This window comes from Succinivibrio dextrinosolvens (genome assembly GCF_900116345.1).
Classification (GTDB): domain Bacteria; phylum Pseudomonadota; class Gammaproteobacteria; order Enterobacterales; family Succinivibrionaceae; genus Succinivibrio; species Succinivibrio dextrinosolvens_B.
Genome location: NZ_FPAH01000027.1, coordinates 12,623 through 38,456 on the forward strand (window position 1 = coordinate 12,623; position 25,834 = coordinate 38,456).

The following is a 25,834-nucleotide window of genomic DNA, read 5'->3' on the forward strand; positions in this document are numbered from 1 at the left end:
CATTTGATCTCTTCTTTAGACAAGATTCTTCTGTGCCCAAGCAGAGACTGTTTCAAAAGAATCAGGGGCACTGCTTCCAAAAACAGCTAATCCTTCACCGATTTCTGCTCCGTTACAAAGGTTCTTTAAGGTACGAACCGAACTTCCTAGTCCGCTACCTTCATGAGTCATTACTGAAAAGACTTTCTTTCTGGTAAAATCGAGCTTCTCTAGCTGAGTCATGACGGCACATGGAAAGGTCCCCCACCAGCAAGGACCTGCTATTACAATGTTTTGGTATTCTGAAATTGAATCTATGTATTCTGTAAGAGCTGGTCTTGAGTTGTTTTTCAGTTCTTCTTTTGCTTCCTCTGTACAGGTGGTGTAATCTTCGCTGTACTGTTTTACGGTTTTTATCTCAAACAGATCTGCGCCTACTGCTTTTTTTATAAATTCGGCAACATATTCGGTGTTACCTTTCTTAAGGTTAACAATTGAACCGCGAGAATAATTCTGACCTTTTCTTGAGTAGTAAATTACTAATGTCTTATCCATATATCACCTGTCTTGTAATGGAAAGAATAGATTTGTTTTTATTAACAACTAATTTGATAATTTCTGCTAGTTAATCATCTTTATGAACATCGAAATTGGCAAGTAACCATTCTCCAACTCCTGGATTATCGGGATTATGAATCCCTTTTTCCTGATTTAGAGTCTGTATAATTTTCATTTCTTCTTCTGCAAGTGAAAAATCAAAGATCTCTAGATTCTCTTTAATCCTGTTGGTATGAGTAGATTTAGGCAGAATAATTACTCCCATCTGATTTTCAAAACGTAAAACAATCTGGGCAACCGTTTTGTTGTATTTTGATGCTAATTCCTTAATTACCGAATTCTCGAGAAGCATTTTGTTTTCCTGATATAGAGGAGCCCAGGCTTCAAGAAGAACATTGTGTTTACTCATTAGAGAACTAAGTTCTTTCTGTTGCATCATTGGATGATACTCAACCTGGTTTACAGCTGGAATTACACTAAAACAGTCTTTGAACTTATTCCAAAGCTTAACTGTCATGTTGCTTACACCGATTGATTTTATCTTTCCTGCTTTCTGAGCTTCTTCCATAGCTCTCCATGCTTCATCCACCTTTCCGTAAGGCTGATGAATCAGATATAAATCGATATAGTCGAGGTTAAGCTTTTCAAGTGATTTATCAATTGCTTTAACGGCATCTGCATAGGCATAATCTTGCAGCCAGAGTTTACTGGTGACAAAGATCTCATCACGCCTAATTCCAGAATCATTTACCGCTTTACCAACTTCTTTTTCATTGAAGTAGGCAACTGCAGTATCAATATGTCTATATCCTACATTCAGGGCTTCCTTTACTGCCTTGTATGTAGAGCCGTCTGCTGGAATCTGATAAGTACCAAAACCGACTGAAGGAATCCTGTTACCGTCATTTAAGGTAAATGTTTTCATATAGTGCCTCTTGCTAACAATTAGTTCTGTTACTAGTCATGAATCTTGTGGTTACCGATACCGATGGCAATATCTGGATTCATTTCATCGTATATTGTGCTTTTCTTTGTATCCAGTTTTAGGATGCTTAAGAGATCTTCCTCATCAAGCTTAAAGTCGAAAATATCAAAGTTAGAAATGATTCTGTCTTTATGTGATGATTTTGGTATCACAGGAATATTTCTCTGGATCAGCCAGCGTAGCATTACCTGAGCAGTGGTCTTGTTATGCTTCCTGGCAATTTGTTCCAGAAGATCATTTCTAAAAACGTTATTGTTTCCTTCAGCGAAAGGCGACCACGCTTCATGCACTATGTTATGTTTCTCCATGAAATCATGAGCTTCTGTCTGCTGTAGCCATACATTGGTTTCTATCTGATTTACTGCAGGTTTTATTTCATTGTGTGTGAAGAGATCTGCCAGTCTTTCATTCCAGAAACTCGTAACTCCAATAGCTCTGATTCTACCTTCCTTATAGAGTCTTTCCATCGCTCTCCAGGAACCGTAGTAATCACCATAAGGCTTATGTATAAGGTATAAATCCAGGACATCAAGCTTCAGCTTCTTCATAGAGGCATCGAAAGCTCTTAGAGTGTTGTCATATCCATGATCCTGTACCCACAGCTTGGTAGTTATAAATAGCTCAGAACGATTGATTCCGCTTTGAAAAATAGCTTCTCCTACCGCCTCTTCATTGAAGTAAGCTGCAGCGGTATCTATTAGGCGATATCCTGATTCAAGTGCATCATTTACTGCCTGTACTGCTTCCTTGTGCTCAGGAATCTGAAAAACACCAAAACCCAACATCGGCATCTTTACGCCATTGTTTAATGTAATATATTCCATAGTGATTCCTTGTTATTTCTTCAAGTAAGTAGTAAGCGCAGGGGTTAAAAAATTTGAGATGTATTTTTTGATCCTGCCTGATCCGATTACCTGACTATCCGACATACACCAGATGGTCATAAGACCATACAGCTGTGCGTTTATCTGCACCGTAAAATCCTCGATAGGGAAATATTCCGATAATTCTCCTTGTCTTACCGCGTCAGCAAATACTGAATACAAAGCCTTATTGTCATACTGGTATTTTGTAAACTGAGGTTCTTCAGGCATAGGAAGAGGTTTAATGTTATTTCTGGTCCACTGACGGCATGTTTCTATGCCTGCTCTTTCAATTGCCAGAAGAAAGTTTTCACAGTAATACTCAAGTCTTTCGATTAAAGATTTATCTTTCATCTGGATAACTGTCTGCGCAAGAATATAAAAATCCAGTTTGTTCAGTTCAGAAATGACATCTTCTTTCTTTTTGAAATATGTATAAAAAGAACCGGTACTAACTTTTGCTTCTTTTGTAATTTCGCTGATCGATATTTTTTCAAATCCCTTTTGGGATAAGAGTTTTTTGGTAGCATTAACAATTTTCTTTTTGGTTTCTAACGCATCCTGCTGGCGTTTTGTTAGCTTTTTACTCATAGATTTTCCCTTTTTTTGTATATTATAATATATATTGAATTAAATTCAATGAATTTAATTCAGTGAATTTAATTCAGTGAATTTAATTTACTAATATTGCAATGCTTCTTTCTTATAGGAAAATTTTTTTTGTAAAAATAAGGTGCTGTCCTGCTTTGTAAGAGGAATGTATACATCAAATGTAGAGGAGAATACTGTGCGGGAATTATTATTTTTTATCGGTTTTAAAAGTATTCTATTGTCAATTTAACAAAAAAGGCAACTCACTGAGCTGCCTTTTTAAAACTTATCTATTTTTTACCACTTAGGTTTCTGCAGTGCACTCTTGTACAGAGCTTCGTACTGAGCACAGCTGTCTGACCAATTGAAACGAACCTTCATAGCGTTCATCTTGATTCGTCTCATTTCTGAATTGTTCTCAAGATACAGAATCAGGGTTCTTCTTAAGCAGGACAGTAATTCCTCTGAACTAGGATCCTTGAAGATAAATCCTGTTCCGTTCTCTGGATCAGCGTCATAATCCACAACAGTATCCTGCAGACCTCCAACAGCACGCACGATTGGAAGAGTTCCGTAAGCAAGAGAGTAAATCTGGTTCAGACCGCAAGGCTCGAAGATTGATGGCATCAGGAAGAAATCTGAAGCAGCCTCAATCTGGTGAGCAAGCATGTTGTCATAAACAGACTTGAATACCATCTTGCCTGGATGTCTGTCAGCAATCTCCTGCATCTGTTTCTTCAGAGCAGGATCACCGGTACCTTCAATAACTACCTGAACCTTGTGCAGAAGGAATCTGTCAAGGATTGGTAGCAGCAGACCGATACCTTTCTGATCAGTCAGACGGGCAACCATACCGTACATAGGAGTATCGCCCATTTCAAAACCTAGCTTACGCTGCAGCAGATATTTTCCTAAGATCTTCTGATCCAATGTATTAACATCGTAACGAATTCTCAGAAGCTGATCTGTTGCAGGATCCCAGTCGGAGTAATCACAGCCGTTGATGATACCAGACAGGTCCATCTGTCGGTCTATAAAGTTCTGGGTCATACCGTGACCGCCGATATATGAGGTCAGCTCCTTGGCATAACCAGGGGAAACGGTATTAATCTTGTCAGCGTAGAATACACCACACTTCAGGTAGTTAATAAATGAACCCTGTGAAACTTTGTCATTATAGATACCGCTGATTTCTGGGAGATAAGAAATCTGCGATCTGTCAAATACACCCTGGAAGGCACCATTGTGAATGGTGATTACAGATCTTGCCTTCTCAAAGAATGGATCGTTTGCATATTTGATACGCAGCAGCATAGGAGCAAGACCGGTATGCCAGTCGTTGCAGTGCAGAATATCAAACTTGAAGCCAATCAGACGGGCAGTTTCGATTGCTGCGGCAGAGAAGAATGCATAGCGGAAACCATTGTCGCCATAAGCTTCATTGTTATCGCCATACATTGAGGTTCTGTCGAAGTACTGTGGACAGTCGATCAGCAGCACCTCAACCTTGGAGTTGAGGATTGCTTTTCTGACTTTGTAGGGAATATGCAACTTAACGTCTGGATTAGACTGGTTAAGCACACCTTCAGCAATGATTGGTAAATCCTGCCAGCCTTTGATGATTGAGTAGCAAGGAAGCACAACCTTTACATCGTGTCCTCGAGACTGCAGTTCCAAAGGAAGGGCCTTTGCCACATCAGCAAGGCCACCAGATTTAACAATATCTGCAACTTCTGATGATAATAATAATACTTTCACAGATATCCCCTATATGTCTATTTTTATTGACTTGGATCACTAAAATCCTAATCTTAATCCTTTACCTACAACTATTATGCCATTATCTGAGATATTTATCTTGCCTTTTTTGAACTGTGAAGCAAGTTTTTTATCTTCTTCTAGGTCATAGCCGAGTGTAAAGCCTGGTGCGATTTCGACAAAACGGTCCAGGATAACATTCTTAACCTTGGCTCCCTTACCAATTGTGTTATCTCCAATCATTACGCAGCCCTCAACGTTAGCACCATCGTTGGCTGTACATCTGAATCCTAATACTGATTTGTTGATTGTTGCCCCGTTAATCTCGCATCCAGCGGAAATCAGTGACATTGAAACGTGTGACTCGTTGTCATCGGTATCAACGAAGTTTGCTGGTGGTAGAGGTGGGTAGTAGGTGTGCAATGCCCACTTAGGGTTGTGCAGGTTGAACTTAGCGTAGTTGCCAAGAAGATCCATGTGAGCTTCCCAGAAGCTGTCAACGCTTCCTACATCTCTCCAGTAGGCTGAATCAGTTTCGCCAGCGATCTTAGCTTTGCTGAAGTCGTAAACGAATACCTTGCCGCGTGGGAACAGCTTAGGAATAATGTCTTTACCGAAGTCATGGCTTGACTTGCTGTCCTGCTGATCTTCAACCAGCTCGTTAATCAGAACGTCTGCCTTAAAGATATAGTTACCCATTGATACCAGTGAGTATCCTGGCTCTGAAGGAATCTCCTTAGGATGTGCAGGCTTCTCTTCGAATCCGATCATGCAACCGTTGTTGTCTACCTCGATAACACCGAATTTGCCGGCGACATCTTCAGACTTCATTTTGATTGCAGCTACGGTCAGCTCAGCTTCCTTGCTGGTGTGGTACTCAAGCATCTGACGAACATCCATCTTGTAGATGTTATCTGAACCGAATACGCAAACATGATCTGGGAACTGATCACGAATGAAGGTCAGATTCTGATAGATTGCATCTGCAGTACCCTGATACCATTCCTTTGATACACGCATCTGTGCAGGAAGAGAATCAATAAATGCTCCTGGAATTCCGCTTACCTGCCAGCCATTCTTAAGATGCATCATTAAAGACTGTGATTTATACTGAGTGATAACAAAGATCTTAAGAATACCTGAGTTCACGAAATTGTTTAGAACGAAGTCGATAAGACGATAGCTTCCGCCAAATGGAACTGCTGGTTTTGATCTGCTTTCAGTTAATGGCATTAAGCGAGTACCCTCACCGCCTGCCAGAATCATAGCTAATACTCCTGACATAGGAATTCCCCCGTAAAAATTTGTTTTTAATTAAATGATAGTTTCACTAGGAAATAGTATAGAGTATTTTTGATTCTGTTTTTTTTAAGTGCTTCAAACTTGTGATTCACAAAGGGGCTTTGAATGGTTTTGTATAGTATATTTACAACCAAAATTTGAGCTGTGAAGCAATAATTATTTGTAATTTATTCTCATGGTTATGAATGTGTAAATTATTTTCAATTTAATGAAAAAATTTTGATCTTGGTGAAATTTTTAAAAAAATGTCAAAAATTTCTTTTAACAGTAAGTTTTACTATTAAGCAAAATCTTATTGTAAATTCAAGAAAAATCTTTGTAAATGTAAAGTAAATCTTGGTTAATTAAGCAAATGTTAGTTTTGCACAAACAAAATATTGCACTGCAGAGATGCTGCAAAAAAGCCAATGAGTTCTTCTATTTGGTACTGATCTTGCATCCTGGTTTTCTATCTTTGTTTTAACGGAAAAACTACAGTATAAACAGGAGGGGAGTTATATGAATTTTAGATATATTCTGATAATTCCGTATTTGTTGATAAGCACAGCTGCGCTGGCAGAGGAGCCATATGCCAATGATTCGGCAGCCGGTACCGCAATATCTGGGCCTACCGATGAGCAGGAGGCAATGTTTTCTCCTTCCTCAGCCTTTGAGGGGTATGTAAACAACTATGTCAGCTCTGCAATGAATAAAGAGCTTCTAAAGAATGAAAAGAGTCTGAGAAGTCTCTCTGCTCAGGTTGCTAAGCTCAAGTCGGAGCTTGCTGCGTCAAATGGCGAGTTTAACGCGAATCTGAAAAAACAGCGTGAGGATCTGCAGCGCTGTGTCAATATCTTGTCAGAATTCAAAAAGAATATAGATACCAATTATCTATATATTAAAGGTATCAAGAATGAACTTCTGAAGATGGGCGTAAGTATTGAGGACAGTCAAAAGAACCTAACTCAGGCTTCATCTGATCTGCAGAGCAAAATTGACAGTAACCGCAGTGAGTTCAATTTCCTATCTGAACAGCTGGATGGCAAGGTTAGCAAGCGACTTGAGGATTCATCTGCTTTTGAAAGCAGAATCACTGGCTACACCTCACTTGCGGTAGTTCTGATTGTGATCTGTGTTCTTGGAGTCATTGCAGCTATCGTCTGCTGTGCTCTGCTTTTGAAGAAACTTATCGCAGTACAGGAGAAATGCAGGAAGCTTGAGGAGAACCTGAGCTACTCTCATCAGAAGGTATCAATTCCTATGTCTGCCTTCAGAGAGTCACCTGTAGAGGCTCCGGCACGTGATCACAGTTTTATTCTTAAGCTTGCAGATGATGTTGCCATTATGGAAACCAATCTCAGTGGACTTGCAAAAGATCAGGACGGCTATGCCAAGCTCAAGGAGTCTATCGATTCTTTAAAGAAGACTGCTGCTGATAGTGGCTATGAATTTATAGGTTACATTGGTCAGGAATATCGCCCAAATATGCCTTGTGACGCAGATTTTATACATGATGATGCCATAGAACAGGGTAAATCTGTTATTAGTGCTATGATTAAGATGCAGGTGAATTATCAGGGACAGATGATTCAGAAGCCTCGTTTCGTAGTCAGACAGAATTTGGGGTATTAGTTTTGGAAATTAGACTTGTAAAAGGTGATATCACTAAACTTACAGATGTTGATGCAATTGTTAATGCAGCAAATAACACTCTTCTAGGGGGAGGCGGAGTTGACGGTGCAATTCACCGTGCAGCAGGACCGCAGCTTTTAGAGGAGTGTATTACTCTTAACGGGTGCGCCACCGGTGAGGCTAAAATTACAAAGGCCTACAATCTTCCATGCAAATTTGTGATCCATACCGTGGGTCCTATTTGGAATGGAGGCTCTTCAAATGAATCAACTTTACTGTCAAACTGCTACAGAAATTCTCTTTTGATTGCCCAGAACAACGGCGTAAGACGTATAGCCTTTCCTTCCATTTCAACTGGAGTTTATGGCTATCCTGTTGAAAAAGCAGCAGAAACTGCAATTGCTCAGGTAAGAGATATGATGAAGACCATGGATGGCTCTTTTGATTTTATCGAGTGGTGCTTATTCGATGACCGTACCTATTCAGCCTATGAGCAAGTACTAAATCGTTAATGCTTGTTTTGGAGCATGTGAAATATTTTTTGATCTAGATCAATTTTTCTGAGAAGATTAAGGTATTCTAATCAGAGTGATATTTTGTTTCGAGGCAACCTATGGATAAGAATAAGATAGTTTTTTTCGGTACCCACAGCTACGACAGACACGCCTTTTCGGATCTTAATGCAAGCAGCGACTATAATTTTGAGCTTATTTACCACCGTTCCTTCCTAAATGAACATAATGCGGATGAAATTCACGGTGCGAAGGCTGTATGTATTTTCGTAAACGATCGTGCTGACAGAACCGTACTTACAAAGCTTAAAGAGAATGGAGTTGAGCTTCTGGCTCTACGCTGTGCCGGCTTTAACAATGTCGATCTGCAGGCAGCAAAAGAGCTGGGTATTCGTGTGGTTCGTGTTCCTGCCTATTCTCCACATGCTATCGCCGAGCATGTTGTCGCTCTGATTTTAACCTTAAACAGAAAGACTCATCGTGCCTATACCAGAACCCGTGACGGTAACTTTGCTCTGCACGGTCTGATGGGCTTTGATCTATACGGAAAGACTGCTGGTGTTATTGGTACCGGTAAGATTGCCCGCGTACTGATTGGCATTCTAAAGGGCTTCGGTCTGAATGTGCTTGCCTATGATATCTTTGAGGACAAGGAATATGAGAAGGCTGCAGGCATTAAGTATGTAACCCTAGATGAGCTGTATGCTGAATCTGACATCATTTCTTTAAACTGCCCATTAACCCCTGAGAATAAGTACCTTATCAACAAGGATTCAATTGCCAAGATGAAGGATGGTGTTATGCTGATTAACACCGGTCGTGGTCCTCTGATTAACACCGAGGCTCTGGTTGAAGGTCTTAAGAGCGGAAAGATTGGAGCTGCAGGTCTTGATGTTTACGAGGAGGAGAGTCAGTATTTCTTCCAGGACAAGTCAGACAATATTATTGCTGATGATAAGCTAGGCCGTCTTCTAAGCTTCAATAACGTTCTTTTAACCTCTCATCAGGCGTTCTTCACTAAAGAGGCTATGCACAATATCGTGGATACCACTTTAGCTAATGCAAAAGCTTATTTTGAAGGTCAGGAACTGGTAAACGAAGTTAAGGCTAAGTAAAATTCTATAAAACTTGGGAGCTTAATTTTAAAGCTTATTCTTCAGCCTTGGGGAGCAGGTCAATTTTCTGCTTTAGCTATTTATTCACGTAATATTATTTTACTTGTACAATATATTGTAGCTTCTAAGCTACAATGTTTAAAACTATGAGTCAAAAAAAGCTCCTATTGCAGGTGCTTTTTTGAATACTTTGATAATTTAAAAGTTCTGAGCCTTGTACACAGTGAAGGTGTTGCTTGAATTTATAATCTCAACGCTTGAGAAATTCTGCTTTAGGATTTCTCCATAGCCAAGATGAGAGTTTGCAACCATATACAGAGCTCCACCTTTGTTAAGATGCTCCGGAGCATTGATAATCATGTTGACGGTTGGCGCTGTAGTGGTAGAAATACCCACATGGAAAGGTGGATTTACAGCGATAACATCAAATTTATCAAGGCCGCTCAGCATATCTGCTGCCATGGCCTTTACATCAGTAACACCGTTAAGTTCGGTATTTCTCTCTGTTAGGTGAAGCGCAGCTGCTGAAACATCAGAACTGGTTACATCCTTGAAGCCTAGTTTGGATAGGAATACTCCTACAACTCCACAGCCACATCCTAAATCAAGAGCCTTGCCCTGAGGTACAATCTTTTTAAGACTTTCTAAAAGCAGCTCGGTTCCCTTATCAAGTTTACCCTGAGAGAATACTGCTGTATCCTGATGAAGCTTGAAAGAGACGTCTCCTACGGTAACGTCAATATCCTTTGGCGCTGAATAGGAGTTTACCTCATTCTCAAATATCGCCTTAAATAGGGTACATTTTCTTGCAAGATCAACTTTAATTGTTGGGCCCAGAGGCTTTAACAGTGAGTCTGCGCTCTTTCCGCCGCCATCATTGGTACCTGCAGTATAGATGTAACCGCCTTTCTCTAGTTTGTTCTCAAGCAGGTTTATAAGTTTGACAGTCTGCTGTTTTGCTTTTGAAAGTAAAAGCATCAGAGTATCTGCCATCTTAATATGAGGTAGGGCAGATTCAATATCAGAGAAAATCAGATCAACATGCTTGTAGGTTATAACCTGAGGAAAGTCTGAACTTAGACTCTGTCCTATCATCGCAGCCATAGCTTTGCAGACTACATAGTTATCGCAGATTACGGTTGCGTGGGTGCTGTTTTTTACCAGAGAGAGAATCATAGGATCAAGAACGTCTCCTGCAATGATCAGGTTTCTGTTCTCAAAGATTTCTCTGTTTCTTTCTAGTAATTCGTAAACCGGTGAGTTTGCCATTACACTTTGTCTCTGTATTTAATAGCTTTTGCAAGTTCAACGTATTTCTCAACAGAAATATTCTCTGCACGGATGATTGGATCAAGTCCCATATCTATAATCTCGTTCTCGGTGAAGAACTTAGACAGAGCATTTCTGATGGTCTTACGTCTTGCAGAAAAGGCGGTGGTGGTAACGTTATTCAGATAAGGGACCAGTGCTCTCTCCTCATCTGTCAGATCCTTTGGCTTAAGTCTTACCACTGCAGAGGTAACCTTTGGTGCCGGTCTGAATGCTGAAGGAGGAACAATCAGCATTGGAATTACATTGGCATGGAACTGAGTCATTACAGTCAGACGTCCGTAGTCCTTGCTGTTTGGTGCTGCTGCAAGACGCTCAACAACTTCCTTCTGCAGCATGAAATGCATATCAATAATGCCTCTTTGAGACAGCAGATGGAAAATAATTGGAGAGGTAATGTTATAAGGAAGATTACCAAATACTCTAAGGTTGCCCGCACCTTCAATCTTTTCAAAGTCAACCTTCAGGGCATCGCCTTCGATGATGGTAAGACCTTTTAGGAAAGGATCATGCTTCAGAATTTCAACAAGATCTCTATCAAGCTCAATTGCGGTTAGAGTCTTTGCTCTCTCAAGCACTGGTCTTGTTAGCGCAGCATGACCAGGTCCGATTTCAACGAGCTTCTCTCCTTCCTTTGGGTTGATAGCGTCTACAATCTGACCAATGATATGATCATTTACTAAAAAGTTTTGACCAAAGCGTTTTCTAGCTTTCATGTGTACTGGTGGTAGTGCCATATTATTCCCTGTATAAAAAACAAATTCTGCGCAGGGGTTCATCTGCGCTGAGTGAATTATAACCTAGTTTGAACGGATTAAGTCGATTTTACTTTTTTTTGATAGCTGTCACTAATTTTCAAAACAGAAGCTTCTCTCTTGCAATTGTTCTCCTTTCTTACATGCTGTAGTTGCAAAATATCTTCTAATAATTATCCTTTAATCAAAGCTATTAGAGCGCAGATAATATTTATTATATAGGTTAATTGTTATTAACTATCTGAAATATCATGTAAATTATTTATTTGTTTAATACGATGTAAAAAATGAGTAGTAGCTCAAAAAATAGATAAAATAATATCGTAAATTAAAAAAAATACAATAAACTATACAATAGATAATAACAAAAAAATTTCAACACAGAATATCTGGATAAGTTCAAAAAACACAACTACCAAATCATGTGTCTTTAACTTACTTAACTATACTTTTTAAAGAATGCTAGTTTTTCCTTATTACAAATAAGGGCGTACAAAGGATTTTATTTAAAAGCCGGATAAAAATCCTTCTAATAGATAAGCTTTTTTCCTGATTTAAAACTATGTTCGGATTCTGATTTCCGTAAAGGAGTTTTCAAATGTCTGATAATCGTATTTCTATAAACAGCAATAACTCTAATATCATTCAGAACAACAATATTGTTAATAATAATGAAATCATTAATAACAATAATGCGGTTAATAATCAGGGTAAAGGCTTAAAAAGCATAGAGCCTCATGTCTTTACTGCAACCGAAAAAAATCTGGTTAACAAGTTTTCAGAACTGCTATCAGGCAAAACTCCTCCATCAGAACTGCATATTATCGATCCTGAGACCAATAAGGAGTCTCCTGAATTAAAGAAGCAGCTCTGTCAGGCTGCTGTCAAAGTTGCCACCGCTCTTATGACTTCAATTCCAGGCAAGGAAACAACCTTTGGCTTTGCGCTAGGAGATTTTACAGTAGAGATCCGTCGTGATCCTCTGGGTAAGTTCTTTATGAGTGTTGAAGGTCTTCAGGAAGAGAACAATATCATTGAAGAGAATCTGATTATTGATGTAAACAATAATGATGAAATCATCCAGAATAATAACTTTTTGGAGGAAGAGTTTAATCAAGGCTACATTGACTACAACACCATGGGGGAAAATAACATCACTGATGACAGTATCATTGAAAACAATCAGCCTGCTCTTAAACAGTATAACGTCGATAAAAGGCTGGAAATCAATGATACTACCAGTAAATTCTCTGCCATGATTATGGAAGATATCATCAACAATCCAGAGCTGTATAATCAGGAAATTGCTGCAGACGAGTATGCTGATGAGACTTCCAAGAGAGGTACCTTCGGTGCACTGGAACAGATGATTGTAGCCAGTGAGCAGAGTCCGAAATCCTGTATCAGCAGAGGGCTCATGGCAGAAGCCTTAAGAGCTAAACTGGGAATTGATCCAAACGAGCTTAATAACATAGGCATCAGAACAATAAGTCACTGGGCTGCTCAGAGTATTCTTGACCCAAAGATGACCGCCGCCAGCCTTCGCGCTGAAATCAAAAGATATAACAGTACCCCTCATATCCTTGAGAATGTAAACTCTATCGAGGCCGACAAGGATATGCAGATGATAGAGTCGCTTTTAGAAAAGTCTCCAAATATAGTTAACTCCAAGGTTGATATTTCCAATATCGGACAGGTCAGAACCGACCCTCAGGAGGGAATGAGCCAGAATCAGAAACTGATTCATAACTTCTTCGCAGATATGTTTATGCCTGCTGATACTTCACTTTATGACATGAATGAAGGAAAGGAAGGTAACAGAATCAGACAGGTTATGCTGCAGCATCCTGAAGCTATAAAACTTATATTAGAAGAAGGTTACAACAAGGGAAGTCTTGCTCTTGAGACCTTACCTGCAAGTGTCAGAAATACTCTAGGTCCTGTTCTTCTGGGAGTGTTTAAGTCATACTCAACTGATTATTTTAAGATGCTCTCCAGCGAGGAAGACAAACAGAAATTTGGAGCAATGGTAGCCGGTAATAAGGTTGTACTCGACCTTGAGATTGTTAAGGGGCTCATTGCCAAGACTCCTTTTGAGTCCTTGGAGTCTATTGATAAGGCTGTTAATCAGGCTGCGACACTTGTGGCTGAAGAACAGCAGCAGCTTGTAAAAGATAAGTTTACAGCAACTCTTCTAAATAACAATGAGGCAAATAAGAAATCACGCTTTGTACCGATTCCAGATAGAGATCCTAGAAAGATTATTGCAGATATAGTCAAAACTCCTAAGCCAACTCCTGAACAGCTGCAGAATGAGCCTGATAGAGCTGCAGAGCTGAAAGAGCAGAGACGTAAGGAATTGTTTAAAGCTTATAAGGAGCTATTTAGAACCTATAAAGAGGTTATTCTGTCTATTATGCAGATACAGGAAGTTAATGCTTCGTTATACCCTAAGGATAGAAATAAACATGGCCTGTTGACAGGATTGAAAGACGCCTATTTTGGTTACATTAACATGTGTGGATTATTACCTCCTAAAAATTATATGTCTGATGAGGGCAGTAAATATTTTGAGGAGGCTCTGGAAAATGAAATTTCAGAGAAGGCCTTTGAGCCTATTTTTACAGTTGAGTATCTTGAAAGTCAGATAGCAATGTTTACCGCGGAAAAAGACGGCAAGCTGGTACTTCAGACTCAGTCCCAGGATTATCTTGATTATGAACCGTTAAACGGCCTTAATATTGATCTTAAGTCGCCAACATTATCTCAGATGGCTTCAGAACCAGATGAATTTGATAAACCTGGTATGGGTAAACTTATAAAGAATGTGCTGATGAGCTATTTCAGCACCCAGCCTATGGAAGCAAAGATGCCTGATGGTATTACTCCTGAGCTTAAGACTCTGGCAGAAACTCTGGCAGCCTCAAAGGTTGTCAACCCTAAGCTTCCTGCAGATCTTTCTGATGCGCAGAAGAATCTTGTAAATCAGGCAATAAGTTCTATTCGTGAGGCCAATCGTTTTAACTCTGAACTGCCTTCACTTTTAAAGACTAGGCAGGTTGACAAGCGTTCTATGATTTCATCAATGATCCGTTATTCAGATGATAAGACATCTGAAGCAGCAAAGCTTGGCGCTATGCTCAAAGGTGCCGGTCCTCTGATGCACAAACTGCTGCAGGGACTTGAGCTTCCTGGTATGGATCAGGATTTTAAGACAGCTCTTGATGACATGAAGTCCAATTTAAGTCCGATTGATCCTAAATATGTTCAGGCTCAGATGCTTAAGATTGTGGATAATTCAAACAACACCATTAAGAGTATGAGCATTAAAAAGCCTTTGGGTGCGGCATCTGTCGGTCAGGCTTTTCTGGTAACAGTTACTCCTGCACAGGGAGAGCCTTATGATGCGGTATTAAAGGTAATACGTCCTGAAGTTTCGGTTAAGACAAAACGAGAATTCGAGCAGTTTATGATCGAGGCCAGAGGTATTCCTGGAATGGCGGATACCTACAAGGGACTGTATGAGCAGTATAAAAAGGAATTCAGTCTGGAGCTTGAGGCTAACAATATTAAACTTGGACAGCAGGTCTACTCAGATGGACTTGATAGTGACAGAGTTGAAACCATGTCACTTGTAGACGGAGTTCCTGCTACAGAGACTTCAATGCTGATTAAGCTTGCTCCAGGTGATACTCTTGATCGTTACATCAAGACTGTAAAAGCTCGTATTGATGAGCTCAAGAGAAACACTGCGAAGACTGTGGATGAATACATAAATAACCGACGTGAAATGCAGACTCTGTTAAAGCAGATGGCTGATATCAATACCTCTCTTGGCGTAACTGCAAAGAAATGGATTAACAAATCTATTTTTGGTACTGAAGGCTTCTTCCATGGCGATATGCATCCAGGTAACCTGATGGTGGCTCCTGCTGATCCTTCAGATCCTCAGTCCAAGACCAAGATTACCATCATTGACTATGGTAATGCTTCTCAGCTTACTAAGGCACAGACCAATGCCCTTCTTAAGATTAATGTTGCATGTTCTTTCGGAGGCATTTATCAGTTCGAGGCAACACCACAGGAGAAGCCTACCATTGAAAAACATACCGTAAGTATGTTTATTGAGGGCTTTAAAGCTTTACTTTCTGAAGAAGATCGCAAGATTTTTGAGAAAAGAGAAAAAGAGCTTACAGACAATGTGATTAAGCCAATTCTGCTAAAGGGCACAAAGAGTGAAGTCGGCATCCGCCTTTCTCTTCTGATTAAAAAGCTCCAGCAGGCTGGTATCACAATTCCAGGTGCTATTAGTAATATGGCGGAGAGTGAAAAGCGTCTTGCAAACGGTATTGATGAGCTTAATGTCTTAATGGATGAAATTGGCAATATGCTTGGTTCATATCATCTGGATAATATTACTACAGGAGCAGACCCTTGTTATGATTTGATTAGAGAATCATTCCTGAATGGAATTACAATTACTCAAAAAAGAGTTGATGAGGTTGTAACGATACTTAATTACGACTATAAGGCCAATGAAAAAATTGTTCAGGATCTGGCGGAGCATCAGCAATATGATTTAGCTCCAAATCAGGCGTTTGATAAGGCCGATTTTGAAGCTTTCATGGCACATAAAAAGGAAATTCAGAAGGAATATAAAAAATACAGAAAATCTGAGGTTCAGATGACTAACATTCTGCTGCTCGTTGATTCTGGTTTTAAATATTCACTGAATGAAATGTGGGAAAACAGAATTATCAAGTTTGTCGGTAGAAAAGAAGAGAATAAAAAGCTTCAAGACATGGTTTACGGTAATTATCTGAAATCTCCAAAAGAGTCTGATCCTCTGTATGATCTGCATAAACAATTTCTGGAGGTCCGCAGCAAAGTAAGTGATGAAAACCTGAAAAAGCTTCATGACTGTGAATGTTCTATAACCTCAGATAGAAATGATGAGGTCAACTTTAATACGCATCTTGAAAGCCGTAAGACAATCGCTGAACTAAGAAAGGATCCTAACGTTGCAGCATATATGGATCTGCGTCTGCAGATGGCTAACATCATCAAGGAGCGTATGATTGAATCAGCTAAGACCTTGCCGGAAAAAATACCTAATGGTAAGCTTTCTGGTCTTATTGATAAGAAACAGGATTTTACAACAGCTACACTAGAGCTGGTGGAAAATAAGATTAGTGGTGAAACAGATGCTCAAACTATTAAAAACGCAATTTCGTTCGGAGGAGATCTTGGTTACAATGCACTATCTCTAACCTTTAACATTGGCGGTGCTAGAGATTATTTCACGATTGTTGGAAACTCGTTTGACAAAAATAATAACAATAATTAGTAGTTTTTTAATATTCACGAAAATCTCTGATTTTCCTGACACAAAAAAAATCAGCGCTGATAAATAGTTATCGGCGCTGAAGATTTATATATAGTAAAAAGAACTAAGATAATTCTCTTAATTCATATAAACAGACCCCTGAGAAATCTTACCATCCTTATTCTGCTGTGGCTGTCCTACAGAGGTATTCTCCATCTCTATTCCTGCGCCGGCACGAACAAGCTCTGGATCAATTACGTGGATATAGGCACTTTCTCTAAGTCCTCTCTCCCAGTAGGCAACAGCTTCTGCATATTCTCTTTCAAAGATGATTGATGCAGCCTTATCCTTGTAAGCTTCGAGTGAATCCTTATCAATCTTGACATCCTCAAGATGAATGATATGCCAGCCGTAGCTTGATTTAACCGGTTCACTGTACTGTCCTACTGAAAGAGCTGCAATACCTGCAGCAAAGCCAGGATCATAGGCGTCTAGTGACTGATAGCCTAAATCACCGCCATGAACAGCTGAACCAGGATCCTCTGAATATTTCTTGGCGGCATCTGCAAAGGTCAGCTTACCGGCTTTAACATCATCCATAATTGAATTCAGTTTTGCGATAGCAGCCTCATCTGAGAAGATGATTGAGGTCTTAATCAGAATATGTGAAGCTTTGTAAGTCTTGATAGGAGTAATTGCATTCTTGGTTACATCATAGAGCTTAAGAATATGAAGACCGACAGATGATCTGAATGGTCCTACTACAGCACCAGGTTTTGCATTTACAATAGCAGGCAGGAATGGCAGTGGAATTGCTGTTTCTGGCAGATAGCCAAGATCTGCACTCTCTGAGCCTACTGCATACTTTGCTGCAACCTCTTCGATATTCGCTCCAGAGCGAACTTCCTTCAGCGCCTTCTGTGCGTTTGCCTGTGCACGACGGTATTCCTGCTCTGTAGGATTAGATGATAAAGGAACCACTACCTGACCGAGGTGATACATCGGTTCAACACTTCCTCTTTCCTTTAAGGCTTTTGCGTATGTGTTGATTTCGCTGTCTGAAATATTGATTCTCTGTCTTACTGAGGAACGTCTAACTTCGTTGAGTATATAATCTTCCTTGAACTTCTGTCTTGCCTGAGCTTCAGGAATATTGCCGTAAGAAGCGAGGATTTTCTCTGTGGTGGTATTGTTTCTTAAAGCAGCCTGCTTCAGGATTGAATCAAGCTGCATGTCAGGAATATCTGCACCGTTACTCTGAGCAAGCTGAAGGATCAGTGAACGGGTAATCAGAGACTGCAGGGCCTGACGTCTTGCAGTAAGCTCATCAACCTGTGCCCCGTGAGCCTTGTAGTTCTGCATCAGATCTCGAGTGTGACGGTTGAGTTCACTTTCAAGAATAATCCCTCCATTTACAACTGCGGCAGTTGAATCCAATGCAACCTCTTCCTCAGCGTGGGCCAGGGTAGGGGCTATTGCAAAAGATGCCCCTAACATTGCAATTAAAGAAAGCTTTGTAAATGTCTGTTTTATTCTCATACGTAATCGCGATAACAATTCTCCAACAGGAGAAAAGCAATTCGCCTCCTTTATTATTTTGTTATTCTGTTTTACACAATATTCGTCTATATTGCCTAAGATTTGTTATAAATTCCAGTCAATCTTTTCTTATCTGTTAAGGTTGCTAGGAATTACGTCTGGCAGATAGTGAGTATTGGTTCCTCTTGGATCACTGATCTTACGGGCATTAACAGTATATAATCCCTTAAACTCAACGTTCAGACCGATAATCTTGTCATTTTCATGTCGACTATTGAGACTGTTGTAGTTGAGGTAATTCTCATATACCAGTGCAACTGAGTAACAGCATTCATCATATTTTATACCTAGTTTGGTATCGATATTGTAGTTCTGTTCAAGATCTCGGTAGGAGGCTCCATACACCGTCCATGATGGTGATAGAGGAACAGATGCGGTTACACCAATCTGAGATAGGTCTCTTACCACCAGAGGGTTGTTGACCTGATAGTTGCCGTTTTTCAGATGTCTGTAGGTAATTCCTGTCTTAAATCCGGTTGCGGCATGGGTGTAATGAATTCCTGCGTTATAGGAATAAAATTCATTATCCTCCGGATCGTATTGAACCTGAGCATGGTAATTGAATGATTTGTACTCAGCATTGAAGCTTGCTTCAATTGGACTGGTGTGTCTGTTCTCGTAGTTGTAAGTGTAGTACTCATTCAGTTTGACGCGCTGTTTGTCCATGTTGTAAGCCTGAGCCAGCGAGAATCTTAAGATTTCTCGATCATGAGAGTCTAAAAGACGTGATGTAAATCCGGCTGTAATAGTATTGAGGTTTGCAATTCTGTCAATACCGGCATAACGCATTGGAGAGAACAGAGTATAGTATTCGTCATATCTGCTAGTAGTGTCATAAAGCGGAATGGTACTCTGATCTCTGTATGGAATATACATGTACTTGATTTCAGGCTCCAGGGTCTGGGTATGGTTCATGTCAAGAACCTTTCGCTCAAGGGTGGTCTTTGCCTTGGCCTCTAAGAGGTAAAGACTTCTGGTTACAGAATCCTGAACTCTTGCATAGCCTAGTTTTTGCTGATATGCCTGACTGAAATACTTCAGATCAGACTGATTATAGTGAGTTAAAAAGCCTGTAACTCCGAAATCCAGAGTAGTGCCGTAAGAGTCAAAGGCATTGTACTTTATAGATGGCTGAATGTGTGATCTGTTCATGTACAGAGACTTATTATCATCAGTGTATTTTTCAATACTGAATCTTGTCAGCTCACCTTCCATCTTATATGTAAATCTGCCGTAGGTATCGTAGCCTTTCAGTTTTATCTGCGGAAGCATCGCAAATGGCTTGTACGTATTGAAGTTTGTGGTTGAGAACATATTCTGATACTTTCTCAGTTCCACTGAAACATCATACTTATCCTGATCGTAGGTGCCTTTCAGGGACTGTACCAGACTTGAATCTGTAACCGCAGCATTCTTCTGACTGATGTCGGTAAGATAGGTATAGTCGCCATCTCTAACTCTTGAGTAATCCAGTTGGAAAACAAGGTCATTCTCAAGGAATGTTAATTTATTTTTAAGATTTAAGAACCATCGCTTGCGGTCAGATGAATTCGTGTTGCCTGTATTCTGCAGAGCGTAGGCGGTACCGTTTGTTGTGGTAACTACTCTTGTGAATTTAGGATCATCCGGAAGATAAGTTCCTACGATACTTCCTGAGAAGTTCTCAAATGGCAGATATCTGAATTCAGCATCGTATTTTGCTCCATGTTTTGAGTCTCGTCCTGGAGTGAGAGTAGCATCGTAATTAGGAGCCAGATTCAGGTATAAAGGAAACTCATAGCTAAAACCGCTTCCAGTGCTGTAGCTAATACGGGGTGGCAGCAGACCTGTTTTTCTTTTATTTGTTACAGGAAAGTTTGCATATGGGGTGTAGAAAACGGGAACCTTTCCAAGGTAGAAAACGTCGTTCCATGCTGAACCGAAGCTGTCACCCTCATCAATTTCAACGGAGGTGGATGACATATGCCATGAGCGTTTGTCTGCAGGACAGCCTGAGAGCGTAGCTTTCTTTAAAATCCTGGTCCCCTTTTCATTGTTGAACTCGTATTCCTCTGCATCACCATTAAGCACAGAGCCGTTTAACTGATAAACGGTATTGGTTCCTGTTACTGTCTTTTTCTCAAGATTGTATACAAGCGGCTCCTTTGAAGTGGTGGTGTACTCTCCAGTACTTACGGTTGAGCTACCCTCTGTAGTTAAAGTCTTATCCTCTCCATTGTAGGTAGCCTTATCTGTAAGAATCTTCTTGTCACCCTGTGTAATTTCAACCTTTCCTGTATAGGTCAGAACCTGCTTGTCTTTCTGAGAGATGTCTCCTGATACCTTATCGGATGTAACTGTGATCGGCGTTGTGTGAACATCGTACTTCATTGGAAATCTGTATGATGGAACACCGTAGAAGCAGGTTGAGGCAATTCCGGTTATAGGGGATCTTGGGGCCGATAGCCATGGTGCGCTGAGCTTCTTTATCATACGCATCGGGAATGTTGAACTTTCAGCGAAGTTTCTGTTGAGAAGATATTCCTCAGCAGAAGGAGTATTCATTTTCTCCATGGTCTTTGTTGAAAAGTTTGTGGTCTTTTCAATGCTTGGAGAATCACTTTCCTTGACTAGCTTTGTTTCAACATCGTAGCTTGAGTTTTTTTCTGTTTCAACATAGCCTCCTTTGACAACACTTCCTGCTGGTGTTTCTTTCTGTTCTGACTGAATGTTGGCATATGCTGATGAACACAGTGCCAGACTTACTGCTACTGAAAGTGTGGCAAGTGCAATCTTTTGTTTCCTTGCAGTTTTCAAGGTAAAATCCTGTAAATAATTGTTAATCTCTATCCTGGCAGCTTCTGAATTCTACATTGTTTATGTCGCCGCCATCTTCATCCTGATCCAGGGATGTTCCTTTGATAAATCTCTTGTTTGATACCCAGGCACCAAGTTCTGCCATTCTGCATCTTTGAGAACAGAATGGACGGAAAGGATTACTTTTATCGTAAATAACCTCTTTGCTACAGGTTGGGCATTTTACCTTTACAGGCTCATTATCGTCCTTTACATCTGAATTTAAATCCCCTGGAGCTAGATGAGCTTCCTCAAGGATTTCATCAAATGTACCTTCTGGTAGTAAATCTCTTAAACTCATTTTTTCTTATTGTTGTAAATTGCCTTTGATGTAAGCGATCTTAAAAGGAATGTCTCCAACAGGAGCTCCTTTTTCAAAAGGCAGAAAACGAATGTTTACTCTTGACTGGAATCCACTTACAACAGGATAGGCCTGAACTGAAGAATCATATTGAATGTTAATTAGATCACATGTATCTGCTGTTTCCTGCATAAATCCGCTCTTTGCAATTTTGTCTGCTGGATTGGCACATAAACGCCACAGGTAAAGAATAGTGAATACAGGAACTTTAATACAGTCAAGCTCATGCAGCCAGCCTTCAAGTCTCTCTTTCTTAATATCATGGGGCTGCTGAATCCAGAAATCAAACATTGGTGTATCAAAGCTGTTTATTCCTCCTGGAGTCAGGAATCTTGGCTTGATTAGTTCAATAATCGGATCATCCTTTAAGACAGTTCTCTGTCTGGTGAAGGTATCAAGAATGTTTTTGGCATCCTTAATTTTGTCTCTAAGAGAGGATACATACTCTGTATCGCACTCAGGATCATCCAGCCAGGTCTTAAGCTGACCGTCGCATCTTTCAAGATCCTTTAAAAGGTCAATCTTGATTGCGCTTGAGCCGTCTACAAGATCAATGAAATCCACAATACAGCGCAGTGCAAACATTACGTGCTGAATTGAGTCTAAATCAGTACATTCTTCCGCGCTTTTGATTACGCGTTCTAGCTTTAAATATGTTCTTGCTCTAGGACTTAAAGGGAAATCGTAATTAAACATGATCCAATGATTCTCTATCTGTTTGCCTGTGATGACATGTGTTTATATTCGTTGTGTAATTTTAGCACGACATTGAGCTTTTTATCTAAGGGAGAATTGTCAGATTCGATTAAATCATCAGCTTTTTTCACTCTGTATTCTCTACTTACCTGATTTTCAATCATAGAACGGGCCAGTTCGGCTGTAATATTGTCTCTTGCCATTACTCGTTTTAACTGCAGATCATCATCCACATCAACAACCAGAACTCTGTCCACAAGAAATTCAAGCTTATGTTCAAAGAGCAGGGGAATCATCGCGATGACATAGTCAGTGTTATGACTGAAGATCTGTCTTTTTAGTTCCTTGTGAATAGCGGGAGCCATCAGGCTGTTAAGTGTGAGAAGCTTGTCCTTGTCTTTTGGATCAAAGACAATTTCTCTGAGTTTACGGCGGTTTAGTGAACCGTCTTCATTTAAGATCTCTTCACCAAATTCTGCCGCTAGCAGTTTTAGCAGCGGACTTCCAATCTCCACCACGTCCCTTGCAACTTTATCCGCATCAACTACAGGAACTCCAAGTGATGCAAAAAGGGATGCAATTGAGGATTTGCCGCAGGCAATGCCTCCGGTCAGTCCAACCACGAAAGGTCTTTTCTGTGATTCTGGTTCTGCTGTTTCCATAAACAAAGGCTCTGTCAAATTTTATTAGGGAGCTTATCTCTTTTTACGCAAATTATGTGTAAAATAAGCGTTGATTTTTAAGTTTACTACTATATAAGTTTAAATTGGGATTATCGTGAATTCTACTAAAAAAATGATGATAACCTCAGTTGCTGCAGCTTTTTTATTAACTTCATGTTCTTCAAACAACACTCCTGTAGCATCTCTGGTTCCTGGCGGCTTTTCAATCAACAGTAAGGCTGTATATCTGAGAGGGGAAATGAATGATTATGCGGTATCAGAGTCATACCGTTTACGCAAGGATGATGAGGATACATACTGCACAGTAGCAACCTTGCGTGCAGACTGGGCCCCATACAAGTTCAAGTTTGCTGATGCAGACTGGTCTGAAGGTTCTAACTTCGGTTACAGAAATCCTCCGGGAATCCTTCATGAAGGTTCTTTTCCTGTCGAGCTTTCCTCAAATTCAAAATTCGAAGAGATCAGCTTCTATCCAAAGTCAGACGGCGTTTACAGATTCTGTCTGATAAAGCGAGATAACGGTTTCTTTGCCAGCGTGCAGAAAACCTCTCATCGCTCCTTACTGTCAATGGCACAGCTGATTAAGCTTTCAAAGGCAAATTAGTCCTTCAGTCTTTTGTAAAACATCACTTGGGCGTTTTTCCTTAGTATGAGTATTGATGAATCAGAACGTATTCTTATCGGCTTTAGTGATTATCTTCTGCTTGAAAAGGGTATGTCTGATTCGACTATAAAGTCATACCTTAGTGATGTCAGACTCTTTTTTTCTTATCTTACTCAGTGCAATTCAAAAGTTCTTCCATTTACAGCAGGAGATATTGAGAATTTCCTTAAGCTTAAGGAAAACTGGGAGCCTTCCTCGGTAGCCCGTTTTCTGGTATCTCTTCGATGTGCCTGCGTTTACCTTAAAACTGACCATCAGATTGAAGTCGATCCAAGCGCTCACATTGAAAATCCCAAGCTTATAAGGCATATTCCAACGGTTTTATCAGAAGCAAGTGTGGATGCTTTTTTAAGTGTTCCTGATCTGGGGGCTCATACCGGTTTAAGAGATAAAGCTATGCTGGAGACTTTATATGCTACTGGTCTTCGTGTAAGTGAGCTGGTGTCATTGAAGTTTGACAATGTAAATTTTTCTGATGGCTTTATCATTGTAAGAGGTAAGGGCGATAAGGAAAGACTGGTGCCGCTTACAGAATCCGCTCTTTACTGGATTGATACCTATGTCTCTACTCTAAGAAAGATTAAAGATCCTAAAGGCAGCTGTCCTTATATTTTTCTTTCAGGAAAGGGGATTGCACCCATGACCAGAAATGCTTTCTGGTACAGAATTAAAAGCTACTGCAGTGAGCTTGGCATTACTTCGGGCGTGTCACCTCATACCTTCAGACATGCCTTTGCCACTCATCTTCTGAATCATGATGCAGATTTAAGATCGGTACAGATGCTTTTGGGGCATTCAAGTCTTCTGACCACTCAGATCTATACCCATGTTGCAACCGCACGTTTACATCAGGTTTATGATAAGGCTCATCCTCGCTCAAAGAAAAATACTGTAGAATGAAATTAAGACATAGTATTTTTGTTCTGAGTTTATGAAGCTTACATATAGAAATCTCTTCACTGATAAAAATAAGATTGATTATTCTGTTGTAAAAAACGGAAGCAGTCATTATCTGTGTCTACAGGGAAAAAAGACTGAAGAGGCTAGAATCAAAAAGGCCTATATGTGTGCTCAGTTCTTTTATCCTGAACTAAAAGAGCATTTCCCGGAACCTATCAGTTTTAACGGCAGTGACGAGAACAATCTCTGCACAGCTCTTTTTTCATACAGTGAGTCAGGCTTTCTTACTGACTTTCTGTCGGTTGTTCCCAATGAATGGCAGTATGCTACCGGACGAAAGCTTGGACGTATTCTTAAGGAGATGCATTCAGTTCCTTTATCAAAAGCTCAGAGTAATAAGGCCGTAAACCGTCATGAAAGCTTTATGGAGCATCTTGCAGAATACATTTCAGCTCTGCCTCATTTTAAAAACGATAAATATGCACTTGAGGCTATATCACAGCGATTTGACAATTTCAGTGTCTTTAGAACCGTTATGCGTTATGGTTCCTTAAATCACGGTAAGGTTCTGATTACCCGTGACTCCTCACTTATTCTTCTTCCTTCCTATACGTATGGTCCAGGGGATGCCTGCGAGGATTTTGCAATGCTAGAGTTTGAGACCGCAGGTCTGTATCCTCTTTTTTGTGCCGGTGTTGTTGATGGATACTTTTCAGGCGTGATCCCTTCTGTATTCTGGACCCGTTTTGCTCTCTACAGTGCCATGTATTCTCTATGGAAGAGTGGCAAGGTTGCCTCTAAAAGCAAGTCCATGTTTATTAAGATGCAGCAGAATGTGGATCGTATTCGCGATGATTTTTCAGATTTCTTAAAACCAATTCCTAAATGGTACTCAGCAGCTGAACTTAAGAATATAAAAGTGAAAGCAAGAAAATTGTAGATTTTATACGAAGGTTCTAAGATAGAACATATTGATTATAAAGAAAAATATAACTGGAAGAAATCGGTAAAAGTATACTTCGTTTTAGATATAAGAAAGGATGGGACTCGGCCCATCCTTGTGTAACCCATTCTTTGAAGATCTAGTTACATTTCAAGAATAAATTTTCGGAAGTCCTGAAAAAATAAGGGACTTCCTTTATTTTTTGTGTTATTATAGTTACATATTCTTATGTAACTATATAGGTGCAATTATGGCTGTGGTTGATGCTCCTGAACTTCCTCCTCTACTGTTCAACAGAAACGGTAAATACACTTACGTCTGCTCTTATGAGAATGCCTGGGACTCTGAACGACATATGTCGGTCAGAGTTAAGGGAAAGACCTATACAGTAGGTAAGATTATTGGCGGTGAACTGACCGGTACTATCGAATGGACTGAGGATTTTTTGAATCAGTATCCAATCCTTGAG

21 protein-coding genes are annotated in these 25,834 nt (G+C 40.0%); 8 read left to right on the top strand and 13 right to left on the bottom strand.

What is annotated here, in order from left to right; translation table 11 throughout:
* Nucleotides 1-15 precede the first annotated feature (15 nt).
* The 6 genes from BM308_RS08770 to glgC all read right to left on the bottom strand — a co-directional run bounded on the left by BM308_RS08770 (nucleotide 16) and on the right by glgC (nucleotide 6,018).
* Nucleotides 16-534, bottom strand: coding sequence for a flavodoxin (locus BM308_RS08770; protein ID WP_074944586.1), 519 nt, complete (start codon nucleotides 532-534; stop codon nucleotides 16-18).
* Nucleotides 535-604: 70 nt separating this feature from the next.
* Complete coding sequence (locus tag BM308_RS08775) at nucleotides 605-1,462, bottom strand: aldo/keto reductase (protein WP_074944587.1); 858 nt, start codon at nucleotides 1,460-1,462, stop codon at nucleotides 605-607.
* A gap of 32 nt (nucleotides 1,463-1,494) precedes the next feature.
* A complete protein-coding gene (locus BM308_RS08780) occupies nucleotides 1,495-2,346 on the bottom strand; it encodes an aldo/keto reductase (protein WP_074944589.1) in 852 nt (283 codons plus the stop codon).
* 12 nt (nucleotides 2,347-2,358) lie between these two features.
* Nucleotides 2,359-2,976 (bottom strand): TetR/AcrR family transcriptional regulator, encoded by a 618-nt coding sequence (locus BM308_RS08785; RefSeq protein ID WP_074944591.1) that lies wholly within the window; start codon nucleotides 2,974-2,976, stop codon nucleotides 2,359-2,361.
* Between the two features lie 297 nt (nucleotides 2,977-3,273).
* Entirely contained in the window at nucleotides 3,274-4,734 is a 1,461-nt protein-coding gene (gene glgA / locus BM308_RS08790; protein WP_373604447.1) for a glycogen synthase GlgA, read from the bottom strand.
* Between the two features lie 39 nt (nucleotides 4,735-4,773).
* Nucleotides 4,774-6,018 carry a glucose-1-phosphate adenylyltransferase gene (glgC, locus tag BM308_RS08795; RefSeq protein WP_074944595.1) on the bottom strand — a complete coding sequence of 415 codons (1,245 nt, stop codon included), beginning with the start codon at nucleotides 6,016-6,018 and terminating at the stop codon, nucleotides 4,774-4,776.
* A 516-nt stretch (nucleotides 6,019-6,534) separates the two neighbouring features.
* Between glgC and BM308_RS08800 the strand changes: the two genes are divergently transcribed.
* From BM308_RS08800 to BM308_RS08810, 3 genes are all read left to right on the top strand, one after another.
* Nucleotides 6,535-7,647, top strand: a complete 1,113-nt coding sequence (locus BM308_RS08800) for a hypothetical protein (RefSeq protein ID WP_074944596.1) — start codon at nucleotides 6,535-6,537, stop codon at nucleotides 7,645-7,647.
* A gap of 2 nt (nucleotides 7,648-7,649) precedes the next feature.
* Nucleotides 7,650-8,159 carry an O-acetyl-ADP-ribose deacetylase gene (locus BM308_RS08805; protein WP_074944598.1) on the top strand — a complete coding sequence of 170 codons (510 nt, stop codon included), beginning with the start codon at nucleotides 7,650-7,652 and terminating at the stop codon, nucleotides 8,157-8,159.
* Nucleotides 8,160-8,260: 101 nt separating this feature from the next.
* Nucleotides 8,261-9,274 (top strand): 2-hydroxyacid dehydrogenase, encoded by a 1,014-nt coding sequence (locus BM308_RS08810; protein WP_074944600.1) that lies wholly within the window; start codon nucleotides 8,261-8,263, stop codon nucleotides 9,272-9,274.
* 198 nt (nucleotides 9,275-9,472) lie between these two features.
* On the opposite strand, the gene BM308_RS08815 is transcribed toward BM308_RS08810, so the two are convergent.
* Both BM308_RS08815 and rsmA read right to left on the bottom strand, forming a co-directional pair.
* Entirely contained in the window at nucleotides 9,473-10,543 is a 1,071-nt protein-coding gene (locus tag BM308_RS08815) for a class I SAM-dependent methyltransferase (RefSeq protein WP_074944602.1), read from the bottom strand.
* Nucleotides 10,543-11,340: a 16S rRNA (adenine(1518)-N(6)/adenine(1519)-N(6))-dimethyltransferase RsmA gene (gene rsmA / locus BM308_RS08820; protein ID WP_074944603.1), complete on the bottom strand. Its 798-nt coding sequence runs from the start codon at nucleotides 11,338-11,340 to the stop codon at nucleotides 10,543-10,545. Before rsmA ends, BM308_RS08815 begins: the two co-directional genes overlap by 1 nt.
* A 616-nt stretch (nucleotides 11,341-11,956) precedes the next feature.
* Here rsmA and BM308_RS08825 point away from each other — a divergent pair.
* On the top strand, nucleotides 11,957-16,705 hold the full coding sequence (locus BM308_RS08825; protein WP_074944605.1) for an AarF/UbiB family protein: 4,749 nt from the start codon (nucleotides 11,957-11,959) through the stop codon (nucleotides 16,703-16,705).
* A gap of 117 nt (nucleotides 16,706-16,822) precedes the next feature.
* Here BM308_RS08825 and BM308_RS08830 read toward each other — a convergent pair whose 3' ends face one another.
* The 5 genes from BM308_RS08830 to coaE form a co-directional block, all read right to left on the bottom strand.
* Nucleotides 16,823-18,223, bottom strand: coding sequence for a peptidylprolyl isomerase (locus BM308_RS08830; protein WP_074944606.1), 1,401 nt, complete (start codon nucleotides 18,221-18,223; stop codon nucleotides 16,823-16,825).
* A gap of 129 nt (nucleotides 18,224-18,352) precedes the next feature.
* The gene (locus BM308_RS08835; protein ID WP_074944608.1) at nucleotides 18,353-21,079 is read right to left on the bottom strand and encodes an LPS-assembly protein LptD; all 2,727 of its coding nucleotides are present in this window, start codon (nucleotides 21,077-21,079) and stop codon (nucleotides 18,353-18,355) included.
* 22 nt (nucleotides 21,080-21,101) lie between these two features.
* Nucleotides 21,102-21,419, bottom strand: coding sequence for a DNA gyrase inhibitor YacG (locus tag BM308_RS08840; RefSeq protein ID WP_083425521.1), 318 nt, complete (start codon nucleotides 21,417-21,419; stop codon nucleotides 21,102-21,104).
* 6 nt (nucleotides 21,420-21,425) lie between these two features.
* The gene (gene zapD / locus BM308_RS08845; RefSeq protein ID WP_074944609.1) at nucleotides 21,426-22,175 is read right to left on the bottom strand and encodes a cell division protein ZapD; all 750 of its coding nucleotides are present in this window, start codon (nucleotides 22,173-22,175) and stop codon (nucleotides 21,426-21,428) included.
* Nucleotides 22,176-22,189: 14 nt separating this feature from the next.
* A complete protein-coding gene (gene coaE / locus BM308_RS08850; protein ID WP_074944611.1) occupies nucleotides 22,190-22,837 on the bottom strand; it encodes a dephospho-CoA kinase in 648 nt (215 codons plus the stop codon).
* Between the two features lie 115 nt (nucleotides 22,838-22,952).
* Between coaE and BM308_RS08855 the strand changes: the two genes are divergently transcribed.
* The 4 genes from BM308_RS08855 to BM308_RS08870 all read left to right on the top strand — a co-directional run.
* On the top strand, nucleotides 22,953-23,462 hold the full coding sequence (locus BM308_RS08855; RefSeq protein ID WP_143098591.1) for an early set domain-containing protein: 510 nt from the start codon (nucleotides 22,953-22,955) through the stop codon (nucleotides 23,460-23,462).
* Nucleotides 23,463-23,507: 45 nt separating this feature from the next.
* A complete protein-coding gene (locus BM308_RS08860) occupies nucleotides 23,508-24,422 on the top strand; it encodes a site-specific tyrosine recombinase (RefSeq protein ID WP_074944614.1) in 915 nt (304 codons plus the stop codon).
* Between the two features lie 31 nt (nucleotides 24,423-24,453).
* Nucleotides 24,454-25,362, top strand: coding sequence for a hypothetical protein (locus BM308_RS08865; protein ID WP_074944615.1), 909 nt, complete (start codon nucleotides 24,454-24,456; stop codon nucleotides 25,360-25,362).
* 253 nt (nucleotides 25,363-25,615) lie between these two features.
* A partial coding sequence (locus BM308_RS08870; protein ID WP_218152547.1) for a hypothetical protein occupies nucleotides 25,616-25,834 on the top strand: 219 nt, incomplete at its 3' end.